The organism is Nocardiopsis sp. LDBS0036, assembly GCF_041228755.1.
Lineage (GTDB): Bacteria > Actinomycetota > Actinomycetes > Streptosporangiales > Streptosporangiaceae > Nocardiopsis > Nocardiopsis dassonvillei.
Genome location: NZ_CP141103.1, coordinates 1322528 through 1342965 on the forward strand (window position 1 = coordinate 1322528; position 20438 = coordinate 1342965).

General features: G+C 72.9%; 19 protein-coding genes. 11 read left to right on the top strand and 8 right to left on the bottom strand.

Translation table 11 applies throughout. From position 1 onward, the window contains the following. Nucleotides 1–103: 103 nt before the first annotated feature. Nucleotides 104–1135: a phosphatidylinositol-specific phospholipase C domain-containing protein gene (locus tag UIS43_RS05590; protein WP_071622200.1), complete on the top strand. Its 1032-nt coding sequence runs from the start codon at nt 104–106 to the stop codon at nt 1133–1135. A 24-nt stretch (nt 1136–1159) separates the two neighbouring features. On the opposite strand, the gene UIS43_RS05595 is transcribed toward UIS43_RS05590, so the two are convergent. Next, complete coding sequence (locus UIS43_RS05595) at nt 1160–1636, bottom strand: hypothetical protein (protein ID WP_013153420.1); 477 nt, start codon at nt 1634–1636, stop codon at nt 1160–1162. A gap of 439 nt (nt 1637–2075) precedes the next feature. On the opposite strand from UIS43_RS05595, the gene UIS43_RS05600 reads away from it, so the two are divergent. The 5 genes from UIS43_RS05600 (at nt 2076) to UIS43_RS05620 (ending at nt 5896) form a co-directional block, all read left to right on the top strand. Next, nucleotides 2076–2882: a peptidoglycan recognition family protein gene (locus UIS43_RS05600; protein ID WP_071622202.1), complete on the top strand. Its 807-nt coding sequence runs from the start codon at nt 2076–2078 to the stop codon at nt 2880–2882. 64 nt (nt 2883–2946) lie between these two features. Further along, nucleotides 2947–3393, top strand: coding sequence for a MarR family winged helix-turn-helix transcriptional regulator (locus tag UIS43_RS05605; RefSeq protein WP_013153422.1), 447 nt, complete (start codon nt 2947–2949; stop codon nt 3391–3393). A gap of 123 nt (nt 3394–3516) precedes the next feature. Next, complete coding sequence (locus UIS43_RS05610) at nt 3517–4026, top strand: hypothetical protein (protein WP_013153423.1); 510 nt, start codon at nt 3517–3519, stop codon at nt 4024–4026. 155 nt (nt 4027–4181) lie between these two features. Beyond that, nucleotides 4182–5267, top strand: coding sequence for an S-(hydroxymethyl)mycothiol dehydrogenase (locus UIS43_RS05615; protein ID WP_013153424.1), 1086 nt, complete (start codon nt 4182–4184; stop codon nt 5265–5267). Continuing rightward, a complete protein-coding gene (locus UIS43_RS05620) occupies nt 5264–5896 on the top strand; it encodes an MBL fold metallo-hydrolase (protein WP_013153425.1) in 633 nt (210 codons plus the stop codon). The genes UIS43_RS05615 and UIS43_RS05620 overlap by 4 nt, the downstream gene beginning before the upstream one ends. Before the next feature lie 88 nt (nt 5897–5984). Here the strand turns inward: UIS43_RS05620 and UIS43_RS05625 are convergent, their stop codons facing one another. Then, entirely contained in the window at nt 5985–7058 is a 1074-nt protein-coding gene (locus UIS43_RS05625; RefSeq protein WP_013153426.1) for a hypothetical protein, read from the bottom strand. Between the two features lie 582 nt (nt 7059–7640). Here UIS43_RS05625 and UIS43_RS05630 point away from each other — a divergent pair. Further along, nucleotides 7641–9014, top strand: coding sequence for a multidrug effflux MFS transporter (locus UIS43_RS05630; protein WP_013153427.1), 1374 nt, complete (start codon nt 7641–7643; stop codon nt 9012–9014). Nucleotides 9015–9291: 277 nt separating this feature from the next. After that, on the top strand, nt 9292–9501 hold the full coding sequence (locus UIS43_RS05635; RefSeq protein ID WP_013153428.1) for a hypothetical protein: 210 nt from the start codon (nt 9292–9294) through the stop codon (nt 9499–9501). Nucleotides 9502–9540: 39 nt separating this feature from the next. On the opposite strand, the gene UIS43_RS05640 is transcribed toward UIS43_RS05635, so the two are convergent. The 4 genes from UIS43_RS05640 to UIS43_RS05655 all read right to left on the bottom strand — a co-directional run bounded on the left by UIS43_RS05640 (nt 9541) and on the right by UIS43_RS05655 (nt 13569). Further along, nucleotides 9541–10260: a DNA alkylation repair protein gene (locus UIS43_RS05640; RefSeq protein ID WP_013153429.1), complete on the bottom strand. Its 720-nt coding sequence runs from the start codon at nt 10258–10260 to the stop codon at nt 9541–9543. A 94-nt stretch (nt 10261–10354) separates the two neighbouring features. Beyond that, nucleotides 10355–11212, bottom strand: a complete 858-nt coding sequence (locus UIS43_RS05645; RefSeq protein ID WP_370012640.1) for a SigB/SigF/SigG family RNA polymerase sigma factor — start codon at nt 11210–11212, stop codon at nt 10355–10357. Between the two features lie 496 nt (nt 11213–11708). Continuing rightward, on the bottom strand, nt 11709–12635 hold the full coding sequence (locus UIS43_RS05650) for a cation diffusion facilitator family transporter (RefSeq protein ID WP_013153431.1): 927 nt from the start codon (nt 12633–12635) through the stop codon (nt 11709–11711). Between the two features lie 190 nt (nt 12636–12825). Next, nucleotides 12826–13569 carry a TetR/AcrR family transcriptional regulator gene (locus tag UIS43_RS05655; protein ID WP_013153432.1) on the bottom strand — a complete coding sequence of 248 codons (744 nt, stop codon included), beginning with the start codon at nt 13567–13569 and terminating at the stop codon, nt 12826–12828. 80 nt (nt 13570–13649) lie between these two features. On the opposite strand from UIS43_RS05655, the gene UIS43_RS05660 reads away from it, so the two are divergent. Then, nucleotides 13650–15548, top strand: coding sequence for a type II CAAX prenyl endopeptidase Rce1 family protein (locus UIS43_RS05660; protein ID WP_370012643.1), 1899 nt, complete (start codon nt 13650–13652; stop codon nt 15546–15548). Nucleotides 15549–15626: 78 nt separating this feature from the next. Here UIS43_RS05660 and UIS43_RS05665 read toward each other — a convergent pair whose 3' ends face one another. Both UIS43_RS05665 and UIS43_RS05670 read right to left on the bottom strand, forming a co-directional pair. Further along, nucleotides 15627–17156 carry an acyl-CoA synthetase gene (locus tag UIS43_RS05665; protein WP_071622205.1) on the bottom strand — a complete coding sequence of 510 codons (1530 nt, stop codon included), beginning with the start codon at nt 17154–17156 and terminating at the stop codon, nt 15627–15629. Nucleotides 17157–17413: 257 nt separating this feature from the next. Continuing rightward, on the bottom strand, nt 17414–18241 hold the full coding sequence (locus UIS43_RS05670; protein ID WP_370012645.1) for an alpha/beta fold hydrolase: 828 nt from the start codon (nt 18239–18241) through the stop codon (nt 17414–17416). Nucleotides 18242–18526: 285 nt separating this feature from the next. On the opposite strand from UIS43_RS05670, the gene UIS43_RS05675 reads away from it, so the two are divergent. Both UIS43_RS05675 and UIS43_RS05680 read left to right on the top strand, forming a co-directional pair. Further along, nucleotides 18527–19447 (top strand): ketopantoate reductase family protein, encoded by a 921-nt coding sequence (locus UIS43_RS05675; RefSeq protein WP_198048796.1) that lies wholly within the window; start codon nt 18527–18529, stop codon nt 19445–19447. 553 nt (nt 19448–20000) lie between these two features. After that, nucleotides 20001–20420, top strand: a complete 420-nt coding sequence (locus UIS43_RS05680; RefSeq protein ID WP_013153437.1) for a hypothetical protein — start codon at nt 20001–20003, stop codon at nt 20418–20420. Nucleotides 20421–20438: the final 18 nt, after the last annotated feature.

A 20438-nucleotide genomic window follows, 5' to 3' on the forward strand; every position in this document is an offset into this window, starting at 1 on the left:
GTTGGGCCCCGCGCCACCTTCCGGAGCATGACCCTTTGCGCACGAGCGGTGACCTGTGGTTGATTGACCACCAGTCAGTGACCCCCAGCGCCGAAGGACCCCCATGCCCTCCGCCCGCACCGCCGCGCTGACCTGCGCCGCGCTCGCCCTCGCCCTGACCAGCGCCCCCTCCCCCGCCTCCGCTGCCGAGCAGGCCCTCTCCCGGACCACCTCCGTGGGCGTGCACAACGCCTACGAGACGGCGACCTTCCCCCACTTCGCCGACGCCCTCGACTCCGGTGCCGGGCTCCTGGAACTGGACGTGTGGACCGACGAGTGGTTCGGCACCTGGCGGGTCAACCACGAACTGGTCGGCCAGCACAACAACTGCGCCGGGGCCACCAGCCCCGACGAACTGCGCCGGGGCGGCGACGGCGACCTCGCCGACTGCCTGCGCGACGTGCGCACCTGGCACGAGGCCAACCCCGGCCACCCGCCGCTGCTGCTCAAGGTCGAGATGAAGAAGGGCTACCACGCCGAGGCGGGTCTGGGCCCCGCCGAGTTCGACGCGCTCGCCGACCAGGTCCTGGGCGATGCCCTGTTCCGGCCGGACGACCTGCTGGCGGGCGCCCACGCCACCCTGGACGAGGCGGTGCGCGCCGACGGCTGGCCCTCGCGCGGCGCTCTGGCCGGGAGGGTCGTCGTCTACCTGACCCCGGGCACCTTCGAGCAGGGCAACCCCTTCGACGACCTGTGGACCGACGAGGAGCAGGCGTCGCGCCTGCGCGACCTGGCCGCCGGGGGCCGCCTGGACGAGGCGGCCACCTTCCCGGCGGTGCTCGGAGCCCGCGGCGGCGACCCGCGCGAGCGCTACGCCGAGGAGCTGCGGCCGTGGTTCGTCGTCTTCGACGGCAGCGCCCCGACCTACACCGGGGGCATCGACACCTCCTGGTACGGCGAGAACGACTACCTCCTGGTGATGACCGACGCCCACGCGGTGTCCCCCGCGATCGACGCGCGCACCCCCTCCCCGGAGGAGGCCGCCGCCCGCGTGCGCGAACTCGCGCGGGCCGGGGCCACCACGGTGACCAGTGACTGGGCGGGCCTGCCCGGGGTGCTGTCCATGGTCGTCCCGCACGGCCCGGGCCACGGCTGACGCCGGGGGCGTCCGCCGCAGCGCCTACTCGGCTCGCGCCCCGCGCGAGAAGTAGGCGTTGGACGCGGGCAGGAACAGCAGCACGAGGGCGGAAAGCCCCAGCAGTCCCGGAACGGCGTAGCCGAGGACGTCGTAGGCCGACATCCCGGCCGGCGGCCACACGATGGCGTCCATGTTCGCGGTGGCCAGGTCCATGAGCACGACGAGGGCAGCGGCGGCGGCGATCAGGAGGCGCGCCCAGTTGCGGCCCCGGCGCACCAGGACGGCGAGGAGGACGCCCACCGCCGCGAACAGCAGCGTGGCGGCGCCGGACACGGCGGCCTGGCGCAGGCCCCCCTCCTCGCCCGCGGCCGCGCGCATACTGTCCAGCCCGGTGGGGGCGACGACGAACACGTTCAGCACCCACAGCACCAGGTCGACGGCGATCAGGGCGAGCAGGAGCAGGAAGGCCGCCTCCACCGTCCCGGGGCGCCCGGTCCTCTCGGCGGTCGTACTCGTCATGGGTCCTCTTCTTCCGTTGGTTCTCGGGGTGGGGGGAGAAGGAGCCCGGGGGCACGGGTCGCCTGAGTAGTCAGGAACTGTACAGCAAACGCCCGGGACCGGACAGCGGCGCAGCCAAGGGCGTCGGCGGTCCTTGGGAGGACACCGCACGGCGGGAACCGGCGCCGGGCCCGGGCGCCGCGGTCCGGAAAAGACCTGTCGAGGACAACGGAAAGGACGCGCAAAGAGGCGGGGATGGAACAGGGGAAAACGCGCATTCCCGCTCTATCGTTTCTCCGCCGTCTTGTACACCGACGACCTACTTCTACCCATGGGGTCAAAGAGTGGCGTTCTGGCCGGTCACGGCCATGAAAATTCACCGCGTCACACTTTGTGCACCGTGGGTGGTCCGTGTTCTCTTATGGACTGGCAAGTCATGACACGAGCCGGAGGATCACCCATGACCAGAACCCACCGGTCAGGTCCGGACAGACGCACCGTCCTGCGCGGGGCCGCGTTGGCCTCCGGCGCCGCCGTTCTCGGCGGGGCGTTCACCGCGGGCGGCGCGAGCGCCTCCGCGGGGGTGGCCGAACCGCCCCTGCACACCCGGGCCGACTGGGGAGCGCGCTCGCCCGCGGGCCGGGTCCAGATCCTGACCACCGCGCCCAGCTACATCGTGGTCCACCACACCGCGACGGCCAACAGCACCGACTACTCGCTCAGCCACGCCTACGCCCTGTCCAGGGCGATCCAGAACTACCACATGGACTCCAACGGCTGGCTGGACACCGGCCAGCAGCTCACCATCAGCCGCGGCGGCCACGTCATGGAGGGCCGCGACCGCAGCTTCGCCGCCATCCGCGAGGGCAGCCACGTCGTGGGCGCGCACGTGGCCAACAACAACAGCACCTGTATCGGCATCGAGAACGAGGGCCTCTACACGAGCGTGAGCCCGACCGGGGCCCTGACCGACGCGCTGGTGGCCACCCTGGCGTGGCTGTGCGGGGCCTACCGGCTCGATCCGCACAGCGCGATCCTGGGCCACCGCGACTTCAACGCCACCGCCTGCCCCGGCGACGTGCTGTACGCGCTGCTCCCGGAGCTGCGCGACGCGGTCGCCGACGCCATGCTGGCACCGGTCCTGGGAACGGTCGCCCGCCGCGCGCCCGCCGGGAACGGCCCGACCTACCCGACCGTGCCCGAGGACGAGCCGGACCGCCTGTTCTACCACGGTCCCGCCCGGGGCCCCGACGACTTCACCCGCTGACCCGCCCGCCGGGGCGGTGCCGCGCGGGGCGGATCCGCCCCGCGCGGTGGGGGAGACTGGGGGTGTGAGCACCGAGAACAGCCGCCCCGGACCGCCCGTGACCAGTCCCTCGATCATCCTGCTGACCCTGGCGCGCGGTATCGAGACCGAACTGAACGCCGCGCTCGCGCCCCTGGACCTGACGGTCGCCCGGCTCGGGCTGCTCGGCCACATCTCCGGGGTTCCGGGCGCCTCGTTCAGCGATCTGGCGCGGATGTCGGGGATCACGGTCCAGAGCGTGCACGGCTCGGTGAAGTCGCTGGTCGCCGCGGGCCTGGTGCGCGACCACACGTCGCGGGCCGGGGCCGCCTCGGCGATCGAGATCACCGACGAGGGCGCCCGCCTGCTCGACGCGGCCAGGCAGGCGGTGGCCTCGGTGGACACCGCGATGTTCGGGCCGGACGCCGACCCCGTGCGGCGGCGGGTGGGCGAGGCCGCGCGGGAGGCCTTCGGCGCCCCGGGCGGCTCCTGAGACCGGCGATCCACCGCCTCTCCCGTTTCCCGGATCACCTCCGGGGTCGTGCACCGACCCCTCCTTCAGGCTGCCTGAAGCCAGGGGTATGCTTCAGGCAGCCTGAAGGAAGAAGGACATCTCATGGAACACCTGCTGCTCTCGGTCCACGTGCTCGCCGCCATCGTGTTCGTCGGCGGATCGACCGTCGCGGCCAGCCTCTTCCCGCGGTTCGCCCCCGTCGCCGTGCCCGCCACCGTCGGCGCCGCCGACGCGGGGGCCGCGGGCACGCCCCCGGGCGCCCGCTCCCCCGACGGGCGCGACCCGGGTGAACGCGACGCCGCCGTGGCCGCCCTGCTGCACCGCACCACCCGCGGTTACGCCGTCGCCGGGATCGTCGTCCCCGCCGTCGGGATCGCCCTGGCCCTGCTCCAGGGCCGGATGGGCGAGATCTGGGTCATCGTCTCGATGCTGCTCACGGCCCTGGCGGGCCTGATGCTGGCCGCGCTGATCTACCCCCGCCAGCGCGAGGCGCTCCGCGAGCCCGGCGACCCCCGCGCGCTGCGCACGCTGTCGATGATCACCGGGATCTACAACCTGGTGTGGGCGTCCGTCGTCGTGCTCATGATCGTCCGCCCGGGCTCGGGGGCGTGACCGGCGCTCCCCGGCCGCACCCCGGGGAACCGGTGGGAGGGCGTCCGGGGCAGGAGGAGGCCCCGCGACCGGGATAGGTGTGACGCGGGTGGGGAATGGTGCCGGAAGCGGCGCGTACCCGCGCCGCCTCCGGCCACGTGTGGGGGTAAGCGAAGATGTCTCAGCGGGTACAAGGGGTGGTCTGCCGGTCCAAGGGGGCGCCGGTGGAGATCACCACGGTCGTCGTGCCCGATCCGGGCCCCGGCGAGGCCGTGGTCAGGGTGCAGGCGTGCGGGGTGTGCCACACCGACCTGCACTACCGCGAGGGCGGCGTCAACGACGAGTTCCCCTTCCTGCTCGGGCACGAGGCCGCGGGCATGGTGGAGTCCGTGGGCGAGGGCGTGACCACCGTCGCGCCGGGTGACCACGTGATCCTGAACTGGCGCGCGGTGTGCGGGGACTGCCGTGCCTGCCGCCGGGGACGGCACCAGTACTGCTTCGACACGCACAACGCCGAGCAGCGGATGACGCTGGAGGACGGCACCGAACTCTCCCCCGCCCTGGGCATCGGCGCGTTCGCGGAGAAGACCCTGGTCGCCGCGGGGCAGTGCACCAAGGTGGACCCGCAGGCCTCGCCCGCCGCGGCCGGTCTGCTGGGCTGCGGGGTCATGGCCGGGATCGGCGCCGCCATCAACACCGGCGGCGTGGGCATCGGGGACTCGGTGGCCGTCATCGGCTGCGGCGGCGTGGGCAGCGCGGCCGTCGCGGGCGCGCGGTTGGCCGGGGCCGGACGGATCATCGCCGTGGACCTGGAGGACCGCAAGCTCGAATGGGCGCGCGGGTTCGGCGCCACCCACACCGTCAACGCCTCCTTCACCGACCCGGTCGAGACCATCCGCGACCTGACCGGCGGTTTCGGCGCCGACGTGGTGATCGACGCCGTGGGCACCCCCAGGACCTACGAGCAGGCCTTCTACGCGCGCGACCTGGCGGGCACGGTCGTGCTGGTGGGCGTGCCCACCCCGGAGATGCGCCTGGACCTGCCGCTGCTGGACGTGTTCGGCCGCGGCGGGGCGCTGAAGTCCTCCTGGTACGGCGACTGCCTGCCCTCGCGCGACTTCCCGGTGCTCATCGACCTCTACCTCCAGGGACGCCTGGACCTGGACGGCTTCGTCACCGAGGAGATCGGACTCGGCGAGGTCGAGGAGGCCTTCGCCCGGATGGAACGCGGCGACGTCCTGCGCTCGGTGGTGGTCCTGTGAGCGGCGCGCGCGTGGAACACCTGACCACCTCGGGGGTCTTCGCCCTGGACGGCGGGGAGTGGGAGGTCGAGAACAACGTCTGGATCGTGGGCGACCGCGACCAGGCCCTGGTCATCGACGCCGCGCACGACGCGGGCGCGATCCTGGGCGCGGTGGGCGACCGCGAACTCGTGGCGGTGGTGTGCACGCACGCGCACAACGACCACGTCAACGCGGCCCCGGCGCTGGCCGAGGCCACGGGCGCGCCCATCCTGTTGCACCCGGCCGACCGGGTGCTGTGGGACATGACCCACCCGGACCGCGCGCCCGACGCGGAGCTGTCCCAGGGGCAGGACATCACCATCGCCGGGACCAGGCTGACCGTCCTGCACACCCCGGGCCACGCCCCGGGCGCGGTGTGCCTGTACGCACCCGACCTGGGCGTGCTGTTCAGCGGCGACACCCTGTTCCAGGGCGGCCCGGGGGCGACGGGACGGTCCTACTCGGACTTCCCGACGATCGTGGAGTCCATCCGCGACCGGCTGTTCAGCCTGCCGGAGGACACGGTGGTCAACACCGGGCACGGCCCGTCCACGACGATCGGCGCCGAGGCGCCCCACCTCCAGGAGTGGATCGACCGGGGACATTGAGGGCCGCGGTGGGCGCGGCCCGCCATCCGGGCCGCGCCCTCGGTGTCCGGGGCGGCGGCCGGAGGCGCACCGCCGCCGCCCGCCCCGCTCAGACGGGGCGGGCGGCGGTGAGGCGGGCCCCGTACTCCATGGCGGCGAGCACCGCCGGCACAAGCCGCCCGGAGAGCCGCGCCAGCCGGTCCGGGGCCAGGACGACGCGCAGCGCGCCCGGCGCGAAGGTGGCCAGCGCGCGCCCGACCAGGGGGTCGTCCCGGCGGGCGCGCAGGCCCGCCACCGTGCCCGGCCAGTGCAGCTCCTGGACCGCGCCGAAGGCGGCGGCGGTGGCCCAGAGCGCGAACAGCGGCCCGGAATCGGCGCCCAGGTGCTCGGCGCAGTCCCGGCTCAGCTCACCCGGCGCCGCGCCCCACTCCTCCAGCACCCGCGCTGTGGGCCGGTGGGCCTCGGGCACGTCGTTGCCGGTGTCGATGACCACGGCCTCCCCGGTGTTCCAGCGCAGGAACGGCAGCAGCGGGGGCAGGTCCAGGACCGGCCCCGCGAAGCGGGCGCCCTCCGCCGCGAAGCAGGCCGAGTGCCGGAGCCCGTGTTCGTCGTTGCCCTTGATGCTGGGCAGGTCCTCGTGCTCGACCAGGTTGGGCGCCGCGACCAGGGCGGGGGTGCCGCGCTCCCGCAGGAACCGCAGGGCGGCGCGGTCGTCGGAGCGGCCCCCGGCGCCGCGCAGGTAGCGGCCCATGTCCAGGGCCGGTTCGCGCGGCAGGAGCAGGGCGGGAGTCGGCATGTACGGGTTGACCACCGGGACCGCTCCGGCTCCGGTGAACACCGCCCACCGGGCCAGGTAGGCGGTGCGCGAACCCCATTCCACGAAAAGGGAGAGCGCGGCCTCGGAATGCCTTTTCACCGCGTCGCGCACGGAGTCGGCGAAATCCGCGCACACGCGGACGTCGTCCTGGAGGACGAGGTGGTGGGTGGAGTCGAAGCGTTCCGCGCTGGAGAAGGCGACCTGGGAGGCGCGCAGGGAGCTGGGCGGCCCGTCGGGCTCGGGGTCCACGGCCAGGCAGGCGTCCTCGATCCCGAGGGAGTCCAGGACGCGGCGCGCGGCGGCGATCCGGCGGGGGTGGGTCATCACGGACGCGGACAGCACGACGGGAGAAAGGGGGTTCGGCATATGCCGAGAATAACCGGAAAAATGCCGGAATCAAGGCCGAAGAAAGTTATTTTCCTTTTCCCGTAAACCCTTACCCGGTCAGGCTAGCACACCTTTCCGGGGAATTCCCCTGCCGGTGCTCGCGGCGTGCGGCCTCCAGAGGCCGGCCCCACGGCCCCACAGGCCTGTGAGCTCCTGGGGCGTGCCTCCCAGGTCCGCTCTTTTCTTCACAGAACACGCTGCCGAAAGGCGTGTTTCGCCCAGCGGAACTACCACGGGGTAACCATGGGGAATCGGGTACCACGCGGCCGGGGGAATGAGCGGAACCCGAGGACCCGACGGCCCCATCCCCGCATGGGCGTCGTCACAGCGGACCGAATCCCTTTACCAGCAGGGCATTCCAACACCGTAATTCGGATCACTCGACGTGTTGGGTAAAGCGGGGATTGCCTGCTCCTAGCCTTGTGTTGGAGGCGGAAGTGATCCCGGGACCCTCTGGTCCTCTCACGGGACTTCTGTCGGCGCCCCGCCCGAAGGCGGTTCACGGCGCCCCCCGCGTACCGCGCACCGCTTGTCGATACCTTTCCCCGCGTTGGAGCCTCGGTGACCCTTGCTTCCGCACGTCCGAATCGTCGTGCCCAGATCACCACGGACGTCCAGGTCGTCCCGGACGCCCAGAACGTCCCGTCCGCCCACAACCCCCCGCACCACCACGACGTGCCGCAGCAGGCCGGTCCGGCCCGCCAGGAGGCCACGGCCGCCACGGCCCGGACGCGCCGCCGCACGCTGCTGCTCGTCCTGGTCCTCGGCGTGCTGTCCGCGATCGGCCCGCTCGCCACCGACCTGTACCTGCCCGCGCTGCCCCAGATCGCCGCCGACCTGGGCACCAGCGAGGCCAGCGTCAAGCTCACCCTGACCTCGGTGATGGCCGGTCTGGCCCTGGGCCAGCTCGTCATCGGCCCGCTCAGCGACCGCTGGGGGCGCCGCGCGCCGCTGCTGGTCGGCATCGGCGTGTTCACCGCCACCACCCTCGCCATCGCGACGGTGAGCAGCGTGGAGATGTTCAGCCTGCTGCGCTTCGGCCAGGGACTGTCGGCCGCGGCCGGACTGGTGATCTCGCGCGCGATCGTGCGGGACGTGTTCGACGGCGACGCCGCCGCCACCTTCTTCTCCCGGCTGGTGCTGCTCTCCGGCCTGGCCCCCATGCTCGGCCCGATCCTGGGCGGCCAGCTGCTCTTCTTCGGACCCTGGCAGCTGCTCTTCGCCGTGCTCGGCGCGACCGGGCTGGCGACCTTCGCACTGGTGCTGTTCGGCCTGCCCGAGAGCCTGCCGCCCGAGCAGCGCGAGCGGGTCAGTCCGCGTGCGCAGCTGCGGGTGTTCGGCCGCCTGCTGCGCGACATCCGCTTCACCGCTCCCACGCTCACGCTCGCGCTGAGCTTCGGGATGAGCTTCACCTACATCTCGACGTTCTCGTTCGTGGCCCACTCGCGCTTCGGGGCCAGCGCCCAGGAGTTCAGCCTGGTGTTCGCGGTGACCACGCTCGGCATGATCATCGGCAACCAGCTGAACGCCTACCTCATCCGCCGGGTGGAGATCCACCGCCGCCTGTTCCTGGGCCTGGCCGGGTCGATCGCCTCGGTGGCCGCACTGGCGCTGCTGGGGTCCTCGGGCGGCGCGAGCCTGGTGACGGTGACCGCCGCGCTGTTCGTGATGATGGTGTTCACCGGTCTGGTGTCGCCGAACGCCACGGCGCTGGCCCTGGACGGACAGCCGCCGAAGATCGCCGGAAGCGGCTCGGCCCTGCTGGGCACGCTCCAGTTCGGCATCGGCTCCGGCCTGGCCTCGACCGCCGGGCTGACCGGCCCGGTGACCCTGTCCAGCATGACCGCGGTCATGCTCGCCACGGCCGTGGCCGCCGCGGTGGTGTTCACCGCTTTCGCGGTGCGTACGCGGCGCACCGCGCTGGCGACCGCCTGAGCGTCGGTGCGCACGGCCGGTGTGATCCGCCCGTTCAGGCCCGGACCGGCCCTCACCACCGGCGGCATGGACGTGGTTGGTGGAGGGGCGCCGCCGAACGGACTCGAAGCCGGACCCGCTGAGCCGGGTGGCCCCGGACCGGGGGACGGCGCGCGTTCCGTACGGGGAGCGGATCCGCGCGGAAGCGGGAGGCGGGACCGGGTGAAACGTCGCGTCTCGCGGGTATAGGTCTGCGGCGAAGACAACCGATCTACCCCCCATCCCCTGGAGGCAGAGCGTGCGAGTACGCATCGTTCTTTCGACCCTCGTCGTCCTGTGGCTGCTCGTCGGGCTGATCGCCGCGTTCCAGCGCGGTCTGTTCAGCAGCGACGAGACCTCGTGCTCGACGCTGGGCCACACCGTCGGAACCATCTTCGTCGGGCCGTTGAACTACATGGGGGTCAATCCGACCATCGAGTGCCCGCCCCTGCCCGAACCCTCCGAGTAGCGGATCCGGCGCCGCGCCCCCGCGGGGGCGCGGCGCCGCTCAGCGCCCGCGGTAGTGGGCGCGCTGTCCGGGGTCGAGCTTCTCGATCGCGGCGCGCAGCAGGGGGCGCGGGGCCCGCGCGGCGTGGGTGTCGAGGAAGGCCAGCAGCCGGTCGCGGTCCTTGTCACCGGCGGCTCGGAGCATCCACCCCACCGCCTTCTGCACCAGTTCGTGGTCGTCGCCCAGGAGGATCTCGGACAGGGCGAAGGCGTCGTCGAGGTCGTCGTGGGCGATGAAGTGCGCCGTCGCCACGATGGCGGTGCGCCGCCGCCACGGGTCGTCCGAACGCGCCAGGGTGTACAGGACCCCGCGGGGGCGGTCCCGCAGGTGGCGGCCCAGGACGTGGTGCGCGGCCAGGTCCACCAGGTCCCAGTTGTTGACGCGGTCGTGGCGGCGCAGGTACAGCTCGGCGAGCGCGGCGACCTGTCCGGGCGTGCTGCGCCGGTGGCGGGCCTTCTTCTCCATGATGCTCATCGCCCCGGCCCGGGCCTCGTGCACGGGGCTGTCCATCAGCTCCTCGACCTGGTCGAGGGGCATGTCCACGAACTCCTTGGCCAGGGCGAACACCGTGCCCATGCGCACCCCGACGAAGTAGTCGTCCTCGGGCTGGTGTCCGGCCTCGAAGCGGAAGTAGCGCTGGTACTTGCGGAGTTCCTCGTCGCTGCGGTGCTCGTCGAGGCGCGCCAGGAAGGCGCGGGCGGTCAGCGGTGCGGTGGCCATGGCGGCATGGTAGGCGTCCCCGGTGACAGCGGGTGTGAACGGTGCCGCCGGGAGGACGTCCCCCGTCGGCGTCCTCCCGGCGGCGCGGTCCGCCTCATCCCCGAGCGCGCCCGTCCTGTCCCATCTCCTCGCGCAGCTGCCCCAGGACTCCGTTGAGGAGCCGGGAGACGTGCATCTGCGAGTAGCCGAGACAGTCGGCGATCTCGGACTGGGTGTGGTCGCCGAAGAAGCGCAGCATGAGGATCTCGCGCTCGCGCTCGGGCAGGCGGGCCAGGGCGGGCTTGAGCGACTCGCGCTGGACCACCAGTTCCAGGCCCTCGTCCTCGCTGCCCAGGTGGTCCTCCAGCCGGGTGCCCTCCTGGCCGTCGGAGTCGGAGGTGTCCGGGGCGTCCAGTGACAGGGAGCGGTAGGACTCCGAGACCTGGATGAGCTCGCCGACCTCGGCCTCGGGCAGCCCCATCTCCTCGGAGAGTTCGTGGACCGTGGGCGTGCGCGCGTGGGCCTGCTGGAAGTCGTTGAGCGCCTGGCGCAGCTTGATCCGGTTCTCCTGGTGGCGCCGGGACACGCGCACGGCCCAGGTGTGGTCGCGGAAGTGCCGCTTGATCTCACCGGTGACCGTGGGCAGCAGGTAGGAGATGAACGGCTTGCCGCGGGCGGGGTTGAAGCCGTGGATGGCCTTGACCAGCCCGAGCATGGCGGTCTGTTGCAGGTCGTCCAGCGGTTCGCCGCGGCCGTTGTAGCGGCGGGCGAGCTTGTTGACCAGCGGCTGGTAGAGGACCACGACCCGTTCGCACAGGTCGTCGGCCCGCGGATCGTCCCTGTCCAGGCCGTGGAGTTCGGCGAGCATGTCCTCGGCGGTGGGGTCCTCGTCCCAGACCGGTCTGCGCGGTCCGGGGACGGCTGGTGTGTGGTCGAAGGTCTCGTGCGTCGCGTGGGGAACGTTGATGGACAAGAGGAAGCCCCCGGTGTCGTGTCCTGTTCGGTGCCTGATGTCTGCCTGGAGGACAGTGAGCGGGCGGCACGCCCGCGCTGTCTGTCGAGGTAGGAGGCCGGGATCCGGCGGGGGATGATCGCGATGTGAGGAGTACGTTCCCTAAGAAAAGGGACCAAAAGCCGCCGGGAGGAAATTTTTCGCCATATGCCAGAAGCCGCTCGCCCGCCCGTCCACGGCGACCGAAAAGGCAGGGGAAAGGCGTCCGCGCCCCGCAGGGTCCCCCACGCCCCCACGGGACAGGGCGCCCCGTTTTCCCTGCTGGCCGGGCCGCACGCGTCGGCGCCGACTCCGCCCCCCACGCGCCGACCGCCCATTCCCGGGCAATGTTCATTTTACTCGAACACGAGTTCGCTTTCTTTTTCCGGCGAAGATGAACGCCACAAGAAAAGGCGGTGCGCAGGGCGGCCGCCCCTCCCCCGGTTCCCGGGCCCGGCCCGCGCGGCCGCCGGGCGCATCAGTCGGCGGACCGCGGGCGCAGGAGGTCGGGTTCGATGTAGATGATCGTGGCGATGGGCACCGCCTCGCGGATCCGCCGCTCCGCCTCGTCGATGGCGGCGGTGACGCGGCGGGCGTCGTCCTCGGCGTCCACGGCCACCTTGGCGGCGACCAGCAGCTCCTCGGGGCCCAGGTGCATCGTGCGCATGTGGATGACCGCGTCGATGTCCGCACAGCCCAGGACGGCCTCGCGGATGAGGCGGATGTGCTCCTCGCTGGCCGACTCACCGATGAGCAGGCTCTTCATCTCCACCGCCAGGACCACCGCGAACACCATCAGCAGCAGTCCGATGGCCCCCGAGCCGAGCCCGTCCCAGACGCCGTTGCCGGTGATCAGGGTGAGGCTGACCCCGACCAGGGCGAAGGCCAGGCCGATGAGGGCGCCGGTGTCCTCCAGCAGGACCACCGGCAGCTCCGGGGCCTTGGTGCGGCGGATGAAGCCGAACCACCCCACCCGTGCGCGCGCCGTCCTGGTCTGGCGCATAGCGGTGCGCAGCGCCGTCGACTCCAGGGCGGCGGCCACCAGCAGCACCACGACGGGGACCCACTGCCAGGAGGTGATCGGGTGCGGGTCGCGGATCTTCTCCCAGGCCTCGTACAGGGCGAACAGCCCGCCGAGGGTGAACAGCACGATCGCCACCAGGAAGGCGTAGACGTAGCGCTCGTGGCCGAAGCCGAAGGGGTGCTCCCGTGTGGCCGTGCGCCTGGCCCGCCGCCCGCCGATCAGCAGCAGGAGCTGGTTGCCGGAGTCGGCCACCGAGTGCACCGACTCGGCGAGCATGGCCGACGAGGCGGTCAGGAGGTAGGCGACGAACTTGGTCGCGGCGATCCCGAGATTGGCCGCCAACGCCATGACCACGGCCTTCGTGCTGTCCTCGCCACTCACCGCGTCGCCTCCTCGTCAGCTGCGGACCGCACGGCCCGGGGACACGGTGCCGACGGTCGGCGCGGCCGCACCGGCCGGGACCGCCCGAGGTGGTCGGGGCCGCGCCCCGGACTGTCCCAGGTTCCGGGGAGCCCGGTGCCCGCGCAAGCACCCCCGCCGCCGTGTCGGTCCGCGGAGACCGTCCGGAGCGTCAGGAGCGCTCGGCGGCGCGGGAGCGCACGCGCAGCTCTATCCCGTCCAGGAGCCAGTCCAGCCCCCGCGAGAAGGCCTCCTCCGGGGTCGGCCCCGCGGTGGTCACGCGTTCGACGGCCGGGTAGCGCCCCGTCGCACCCGCGCGGGAGGCCAGGAAGGCCTCCTGGACCGTGTCCCACGTGCGACCGTCGGGGGTGGTCCAGGCCCCGGCCCGGTCGGCCTGGACCACCAGGGCGACGTGGCCGCGGACGTAGCCGTTCACGGCCTCCACGACGGTGAACACCTCGTGGTCGCTCAGCCCGGTGCCGTCGAAGACCCGCACGGCGGAGTCGACCCAGGCGAAGGTGTGCGGGCCGACCGGCTGCCCGGTGGCCGTGAGTTCGACGAGCCAGGGGTGCTCGCGGTAGGAGCGCAGGTCCTCGTGGGCCCACGCCCGGACCTTCTCCCGCCAGGTGCCGGCGCGGGTGTGCGGCAGGACCGCCTGGCCGACCATCGTGTCCACCATCAGGGCGATCAGGGCCGACTTGTCGGGGACGTAGGTGTAGAGCGTGGCCGTGCCCACGCCGAGCCGGGAGGCGACTCCGCGCATGGACAGCGCGTCCACGCCCCCCTCCTCCACGACCAGCATGGCGGCCTCGACGACGCGCTCCACCGTGAGGTTGTGCCGGGGGCCGCGCCGGGGCCGCCGGGGGCCGTCCCACAGCAGTTCGAGCGTGGCCGTGGGGTCGTGGACGTAGGCCACTCTTGCCTCCTCGCGAAAACTCCGTACACTGTTCGACAAAGACCGAACGCCGTACGGAGTTTACCCCCGGGAAGGCGGCCATGCCGGACGAGCCCCGCTCCGCGCCCCCATCCGACACCGCGCCCCGCGCCCCGAGGGCCGCACGCCCCCGGGCGGGCCCCGTGGCCCCGACCGTCCTGGTCTGCGCCGCCGCAACCCTGGTCGGTGTGCTCGCCGCGGCCGCCTCGACGTCGGTTCCGGGCGCGGCGGGGGACCCCGACTCCCTCCCCGCCCTGGCCGTGCGGGCCGCGCTGTGCACGGCGCTGGTGCCGCCGCTGCTGTGGGCCGCCCGCCGCTTCCTGGACCGCGCGCCGACCCCCGCGTTCGGCCTCGCGCCCCGGGGATGGTCCGTCCCGCTGGCCGCAGCCCTCACCGTCCTGCTCGCCTCGGCCGCGCTCCTGGGCGCGGCGCGGGCCCTGGGCGCGGCCACCCCGGACACCGGCGCGGTCGGGGGCGCCGCCTCGGCCCTGGCCGTGACCCTGCCCCTGCTCCTGGCGGCCCAGATACTGCCCGAGGAACTGGTCTTCCGCGGCTACGCGCAGCACCACCTGGGGCTGCGGTACCCCCCGTGGGCGGCTCTCCTCGGCCAGGCCGCCCTGTACACGCTCTTCGCCGCCGCGGTCACCGGCTCGGCGGCGCTCTCCGGCGAGGTGTTCCTCCTGGGCCTGTTCCTCGGGGCCCTGAGAACGACCACCGGGGAGGTGTGGACGCCGCTGGCCGCGCGAACGGCCCTGACCGCCGTCGGCGTGCTCTCCGATGAACTCGGCCTGCGCCTGTCCTCCGCTCCGGAACCCTGGCAGGCGGTGCTCTCCCTCGGCCCGGGCCTGGCCGCCTTCTGGGTCGTGTACGCGTTGCGCGGCCGCGGCCGGGCGGGCGCCCCCTTCCCCGACGCGGGCGGGCCGCGCCGCCCCCTGGCGCAGAGGGGGATCCTGTACGACGTCGGCTCCAGCTACCTGCCCGGTCAGAACTCCCGGCCGCGGTGGCGCCCGGATGTGGTGGACCGGGAGATGCGGGTGATCCGCGAGGACCTGCACTGCACGGCGGTCACCGTCTTCGGCGAGGACCTCGGGCGGCTGGAGGAGGCGGCCCGCCTGGCGCTGGGCCGGGGGCTGTACGTGTGGGTCCAGCCCCGCCTGGTCGACGCCGCGCCGGGCGAGCTGACGGCCAACCTGGGCCGGGCCGCCGAGGCCGCCGAACGGCTGCGCCGCGACCACCCCGCACGGGTGGGCCTCAACGTGGGCTGCGAGATCAGCCTGTTCGCCGCCGGGGTGCTGCCCGGCCGCGACCTGGACCGGCGCACGCGCGCGCTGGGGCTGCTCTTCCCCCTGCTGCCGTGGTTCGACCGCAGGCTCAACCGGCTACTGCGCGAGCTGGCGGACACCGCGCGCGCGAGGTTCCACGGGCCGCTCACCTACGGTTCCGGTGCATGGGAGACCGTGGACTGGACGCCGTTCGACGTGGTCGGCGTGGACTACTACCTGGACGAGCTCACCCGCCGCTCCTACCGGCAGGGGCTGCGTCGGCTGCGCGCCCACGGCAAACCGCTGGTCGTCACCGAGTTCGGCTGCTGTTCCTACGAGGGCGCCCGGGACAGGGGCGGCTCTGGCTCGGACATCCTGGACTGGAGCGACCTGGGGGACCGCAGGGTCAGGGACGGGTACGTGCGCGACGAGCGGGTGCAGGCAGACCTCATCAGTGACCTGCTGGACGTGTTCGAGACCGAGGAGGTGCACGGGGCGTTCGTGTGCATGTTCATCGAGGGCGACTGCCGCTACTCCCCCGATCCCACCCGCGACCAGGACATGGCCAGTTTCGGGATCGTGCGCCCGCCACCGCTGGAGTCGGGGCTGTCCCCCGACGACGGCCACTGGGAGCCCAAACTGGCCTTCCACACCCTGGCCGCCCGCTACGCCGAGGAGGCACCCGACCGCATGGGCTGAGCCGCAGCCGCCCACCCGGCGCTCCGGCCGCGCGCACGGCGGCGCGCGGCCCCGGAGACGACCCCGGCGCGGTGCCGGTCAGGCGATGCGGTCGCGCAGCTCGCGCTTGAGGATCTTGCCGGAGGCGTTGCGCGGCAGCTCGTCCACCACCCGTACCTCCTTGGGGGCCTTGAACGCCGCCAGACGGGCGCGCACGTGCTCCACCAGGTCGTCGGGCAGGGTCTCGGGGTCGGCCTCCCCGGTGGGCACCACGAACGCGGTCACCGCCTCGATCCACCTCTCGTCGGGCGCGCCGACCACCGCGGCCTCGGCCACCCCGGGGTGGGTGTACAGGGCGTCCTCCACCTCGCGGGAGGCCACCAGCACGCCGCCGGTGTTGATGACGTCCTTGATCCGGTCCACCACCTCGATGTAGCCCTCGGCGTCGGCGCGCACCAGGTCGCCGGAGTGGAACCAGCCGTCCCGGAAGGCCTCCTCGGTCTCCTCGGGCTTGTCCCAGTAACCCTGGCACAGCTGCGGCGACCGGTACACCACCTCGCCCAGCTCCCCGGGGGCGACGTCGCGGCCGCTGTCGTCCACCACCCTGAGTTCCACGAACAGGGCGGATCGGCCCGCGGAGGCGGGGCGCGCGTCGTGCTCCTCGGGGCGCAGCACGGTGGCCAGCGGGCCGATCTCGCTCTGGCCAAAACAGTTGTAGAAGCCCAGTCCGGGCAGGGTCGAACGCAGCCTCTCCAGCACCGGGCCGGGCATGACGGAGGCCCCGTAGTAGGCCTTGCGCAGGCTCGTCAGGTCGCGCCGGGCGAAGTCGGGGTGGCCCGCCATCGCCACCCACAGCGTGGGCGCGGCGAAGAAGGCCCGGTGTCCGGCCGTCTCGATCCGCTCCAGCAGGTCGGCGGGGTCGGGCGCCTCCACCAGGGTGTTGCGCGCCCCGACCGCCAGCCACGGCATGAGGAAGACGTGCATCTGCGCGCTGTGGTAGAGCGGCATGGCGTGCAGGGGCTCGTCGTCGGCGGACAGGTCCAGGCCCACCACGCAGGACAGGTACTCGTGGACGAGGGCCCGGTGGGTCATCATCGCGCCCTTGGGGCGGGAGGTGGTACCGGAGGTGTACAGCAGCTGCACCAGGTCGGTGTCGCGGACCCCGGCGTCCAGTTCGGGCACCGGCCCCTCCAGGCTGTCGGCGAGCAGCGAACCGGGGCCCTCGCGCAGCTCCAGCACCTGTTCCACGCCGGTCCCGTCGCGCAGCGCGTCCACGGCCGGGCGCAGGGCGGGGTCGGTCAGGACGATGGTGCTGCCGGACTGCTCCAGCAGGTAGGCCAGCTCCTCCCCCCTGAGGGCGAAGTTGACCGGCACGTGGACCAGCCCCGCCCGGGCGCAGGCCAGGAACCCGATGAGGTAGGCGTCGGAGTTCCTGCCGTAGGCCGCGACCCGGTCGCCCCGGACGGCGCCGAGGCCGAGCAGGCGTGCGGCGGCCCGGGTGACCGCGGCGTCCAGGTCGGCGTAGGTCCAGGAGCGCCCGCCGAAGACCAGCGCGGTACGCCCGGGGGTGCGCGCCGCGCTGCGCCGGAGGATGTCGCCCACGGTGCTGGATGTCGTCGAACCGGTCATGTCCTGCCTTCCGCCCGTCGGTACGGCCCCTGGGGCCGTCGGCAGGACCCATCCTGTGGCGCACGGGCCGCACTGGCAACACCCGGCGGAGGAAACGGGCCCTCGGAGGGCGCCCGCGCCCCCTCGCGGTCCGGCAGCGCGTTCCCCCTCCCGCCCTGTCCGGAGACCGCGTTCTCCCGCTCCGCACGGCCGCGTCCGACGTCCGCTCCGGCGGGCGGGCCCCGCCGCGCCCGCGCGGTCCCGCCCACCCGGGCGGGTCAGCTCTTGAGGAACTCCAGCAGGTCCTGGTTGAACCTCTCCTTGTCGCCCGGCACGAGGGCGATGCCGTGGGAGCCGCCCTCGTAGACCTTCAGGGTGGCGTCCGGGATGATCCGCGCCGACTTGCGGCCGGTGGCGTCGATCGGCACGACCTGGTCGTCGTCGCCGTGCACCACCAGGGTCGAAACGTCGAAGCGGCGCAGGTCATCGGTGAAGTCGGTGTAGCCGAAGGCGTCCACGCAGCGCACACCGGCCTCGATGGACTGGTGCATGGCCATGAACCAGAAGGCGTCCTTGTTGCCCTGCGTGACCTTGTTGCCGGGGCGGTTGGCGCCGAAGAAGCCCTCCGCGGTCTCCCTCCAGAACTGCGAGCGCTCCCTGATGATGCCGTCCTTGATCCCGGTGAGCACCTCCTCGGGCACCCCTTCGGGATTGGTATCGGACCTGACCATGATCGGCGGGACCGCGGACAGCAGGACGGCCTGGCGCACGCGCCGGGTGCCGTGGCGCCCGATGTAGCGGGCGAGCTCGCCGCCGCCCATGGAGTGGGCCACCAGCGTGACGTCCTGGAGGTCCAGGTGGTTCATGAGGTCGTTGAGGTCGTCGGCGAAGGTGTCGAAGTCGTAGCCGCTCCAGGGCTGGCCGGAACGGCCGTGGCCGCGGCGGTCGTGGGCGAGGCCGCGGAAGCCGTTGTCGGCCACCCACTTCATCTGGTCCTCCCACGCGTCGGCGTTGAGCGGCCAGCCGTGGATGAACACGACCGGTCGGCCGCTCCCCCAGTCCTTGTAGAAGATCTCGACGCCGTCGCGGGTGGTCACGTAAGCCATGGGAACCGTTTCCTCCTCGTGCGGACGGGGCTTCACCCCGGGTCGCGCCGTGCTCACACCCCGAGCGGGGCGCACGGGCCACGACCAGGCTGCCCTCCGCTCCGACCTGCGAAAACCTGGGTTCCACAAGCATGGAGCAGGCTTTGCGAGAGTGCGGCGCCGCCGGGGCCCGACCCTCCCGCCGCGGGGAGGCGGGGCGGTGCGCGCACGCGGCCGCGCCCTTGCCAGGCGAGATCCCATGGCCCTACGTTGTCCGTTGTCGTGCAACCACCGGGCGGGAGCAGCATGAGGATTCTTGTCGTGGGAGCCGGAGCGGTCGGCGGCTACTTCGGAGCGCACCTGGTCCGGGCGGGCCGGGACGTGGACTTCCTCGTCCGCCCCGCCCGCGCCGCGCTCCTGGGCGAACACGGTCTGCGCGTGCGCGACGTGCGAGGACGTGTGGAGGCGGTCCCTGTCCGAGCGGTCACCGCCGACCGGGTGGGCCCCGACTACGATCTGGTGATCGTGGCCGTCAAGTCGTACGGGTTCGACGACGCCCTCAAGGACCTGTCCCCCGCCGTGGGTCCGCGGACCGCGGTGCTGCCCTTCCTCAACGGCATGCGCCACATCGACGCCCTGGTCGAGCGCTTCGGCGCCGACCGGGTCTACGGCGGCGTGGCCATGGTGATGACGCGCCTGGGCGAACAGGGGGAGATCGTCCAGGTCGGCACCATGGGCCAGCTGATCTACGGACCGCTGGGCGAGCACCCCGTCGTCGCGCCGCAGGACGTGCACGCCGCGCTGGACACCGGGGACCACACCGCCACCTCCGCCGCCGACATCCGCCAGGAACTGTGGGACAAGTGGGTGTTCCTGGCGACCCTGGGCGCGTGCACCTGTCTGATGCGCGGCCCCATCGGCCGGGTCAACGGCGCGCCCGGCGGCCAGGAGTTCACCGCGGCGGTGTTCGCCGAGGCCATCGCCGTGGCCACCGCCTCCGGCCATCCGCCGGGCGAGGCGGCCCGGAAGAGGGCCGACGCGATCATCGCCGACACCACGTCCTCGACCACGACCTCCATGTACTGGGACCTGACCCAGGGCAACCCGGTGGAGGCCGACCACATCGTCGGCGACCTGGTCTCCCGGGGCAGGGAGCTCGGCGTGCCCACACCGCTCTTCTCACTGGCGTACACGCACCTGAGCGTCTACGGGGCGGGTCGCGGGTAGGCTGCTCCCGTCCGCCGACCGCCCCGGTGGTGCCGGCCCGCCCCGCGGCACGCCGTGGCCCGGTCCCCCATCACGATCGCAAGTCCATGGCCCCCCGCCGTCTCGTTCTGCTCCCCTGCGTCCTCGGCGAACGGTGAGGCCTCGCGCCTCATGGCCATGTACGGTCCCTTCGACCGGGAGGGCGCTCCGGCGCGCAGCGCACAACGGACGGTGAACGCGGAGGACGCCCCCTCGCCGTCGCAGACGCGGTCGGGCGGGTGGCCGGTCTCTTCGCCTGCGCGGACTACGACGCGGGCGGCGCCGGCGAACTCGCCCTGGCCCACGACCTGGAAGGCACCCGGGACACGCCCGTGCGCTGGTGGATCACCGGTGACGGGGGCGAGGACGAGGCCTCCTTCGACAGCGCCGCGTTCCAGGGAGTGTTCCGGGCCCGGAAGCGGCGCACGAAGCCGGGACGAAGCGGAACCGAAGCCGGATCGAAGCGGCCCGTGCCACAGTCCTTCCCGGCGTCCGCACGGAGCGGACGCCGGTACCCAGGACGGAAAGCTCCCCCATGTTCAAGAAGTTCCGTACAGCCGCCCTGCTCACGGCGGCGCTGGCCACCGGCTCGCTGGCACTGGCCTCACCCGCGTCGGCGGCGGCTCCCGTGGCGGACTACAACGGTGTCTGCGGCAGCGGCTACGGCGTGGTCAACTACGCCAACATCGGTTCCAAGGGCACGGTCTTCCTCACCTACAACAACTCCAACGGCTACAACTGCGCGGTGACCGTCCGGGCCAACCCGGGCTCGGCGGTGGAGATGACGGTCGGCCTCAAGCGCACCAGCGACCCCGCCAGCGCGGCCGAGGTGGACAGCGGCCAGTACACGACCTACGCCGGTCCCGTCTACCGCAGCGCAGCCGGTTCGTGCGTGGACTGGTTCGGCAACATCAGCGGCACCAACGAGAACCGCAACGAGACCAACTGCGGCTGACCCCCGCGCGCCGCGACG

Excerpts from the sequence above, each read along its gene's own strand:
- UIS43_RS05615 (WP_013153424.1), top strand. The coding sequence starts at position 4,182 with ATGTCTCAGCGGGTACAAGGGGTGGTCTGCCGGTCCAAGGGGGCGCCG.
- UIS43_RS05665 (WP_071622205.1), bottom strand. The coding sequence starts at position 17,156 with ATGACCGGTTCGACGACATCCAGCACCGTGGGCGACATCCTCCGGCGC.
- UIS43_RS05600 (WP_071622202.1), top strand. The coding sequence starts at position 2,076 with ATGACCAGAACCCACCGGTCAGGTCCGGACAGACGCACCGTCCTGCGC.
- UIS43_RS05675 (WP_198048796.1), top strand. The coding sequence starts at position 18,527 with ATGAGGATTCTTGTCGTGGGAGCCGGAGCGGTCGGCGGCTACTTCGGA.
- UIS43_RS05660 (WP_370012643.1), top strand. The coding sequence starts at position 13,650 with ATGCCGGACGAGCCCCGCTCCGCGCCCCCATCCGACACCGCGCCCCGC.
- UIS43_RS05590 (WP_071622200.1), top strand. The coding sequence starts at position 104 with ATGCCCTCCGCCCGCACCGCCGCGCTGACCTGCGCCGCGCTCGCCCTC.
- UIS43_RS05610 (WP_013153423.1), top strand. The coding sequence starts at position 3,517 with ATGGAACACCTGCTGCTCTCGGTCCACGTGCTCGCCGCCATCGTGTTC.
- UIS43_RS05680 (WP_013153437.1), top strand. The coding sequence starts at position 20,001 with ATGTTCAAGAAGTTCCGTACAGCCGCCCTGCTCACGGCGGCGCTGGCC.
- UIS43_RS05595 (WP_013153420.1), bottom strand. The coding sequence starts at position 1,636 with ATGACGAGTACGACCGCCGAGAGGACCGGGCGCCCCGGGACGGTGGAG.
- UIS43_RS05640 (WP_013153429.1), bottom strand. The coding sequence starts at position 10,260 with ATGGCCACCGCACCGCTGACCGCCCGCGCCTTCCTGGCGCGCCTCGAC.
- UIS43_RS05670 (WP_370012645.1), bottom strand. The coding sequence starts at position 18,241 with ATGGCTTACGTGACCACCCGCGACGGCGTCGAGATCTTCTACAAGGAC.
- UIS43_RS05625 (WP_013153426.1), bottom strand. The coding sequence starts at position 7,058 with ATGCCGAACCCCCTTTCTCCCGTCGTGCTGTCCGCGTCCGTGATGACC.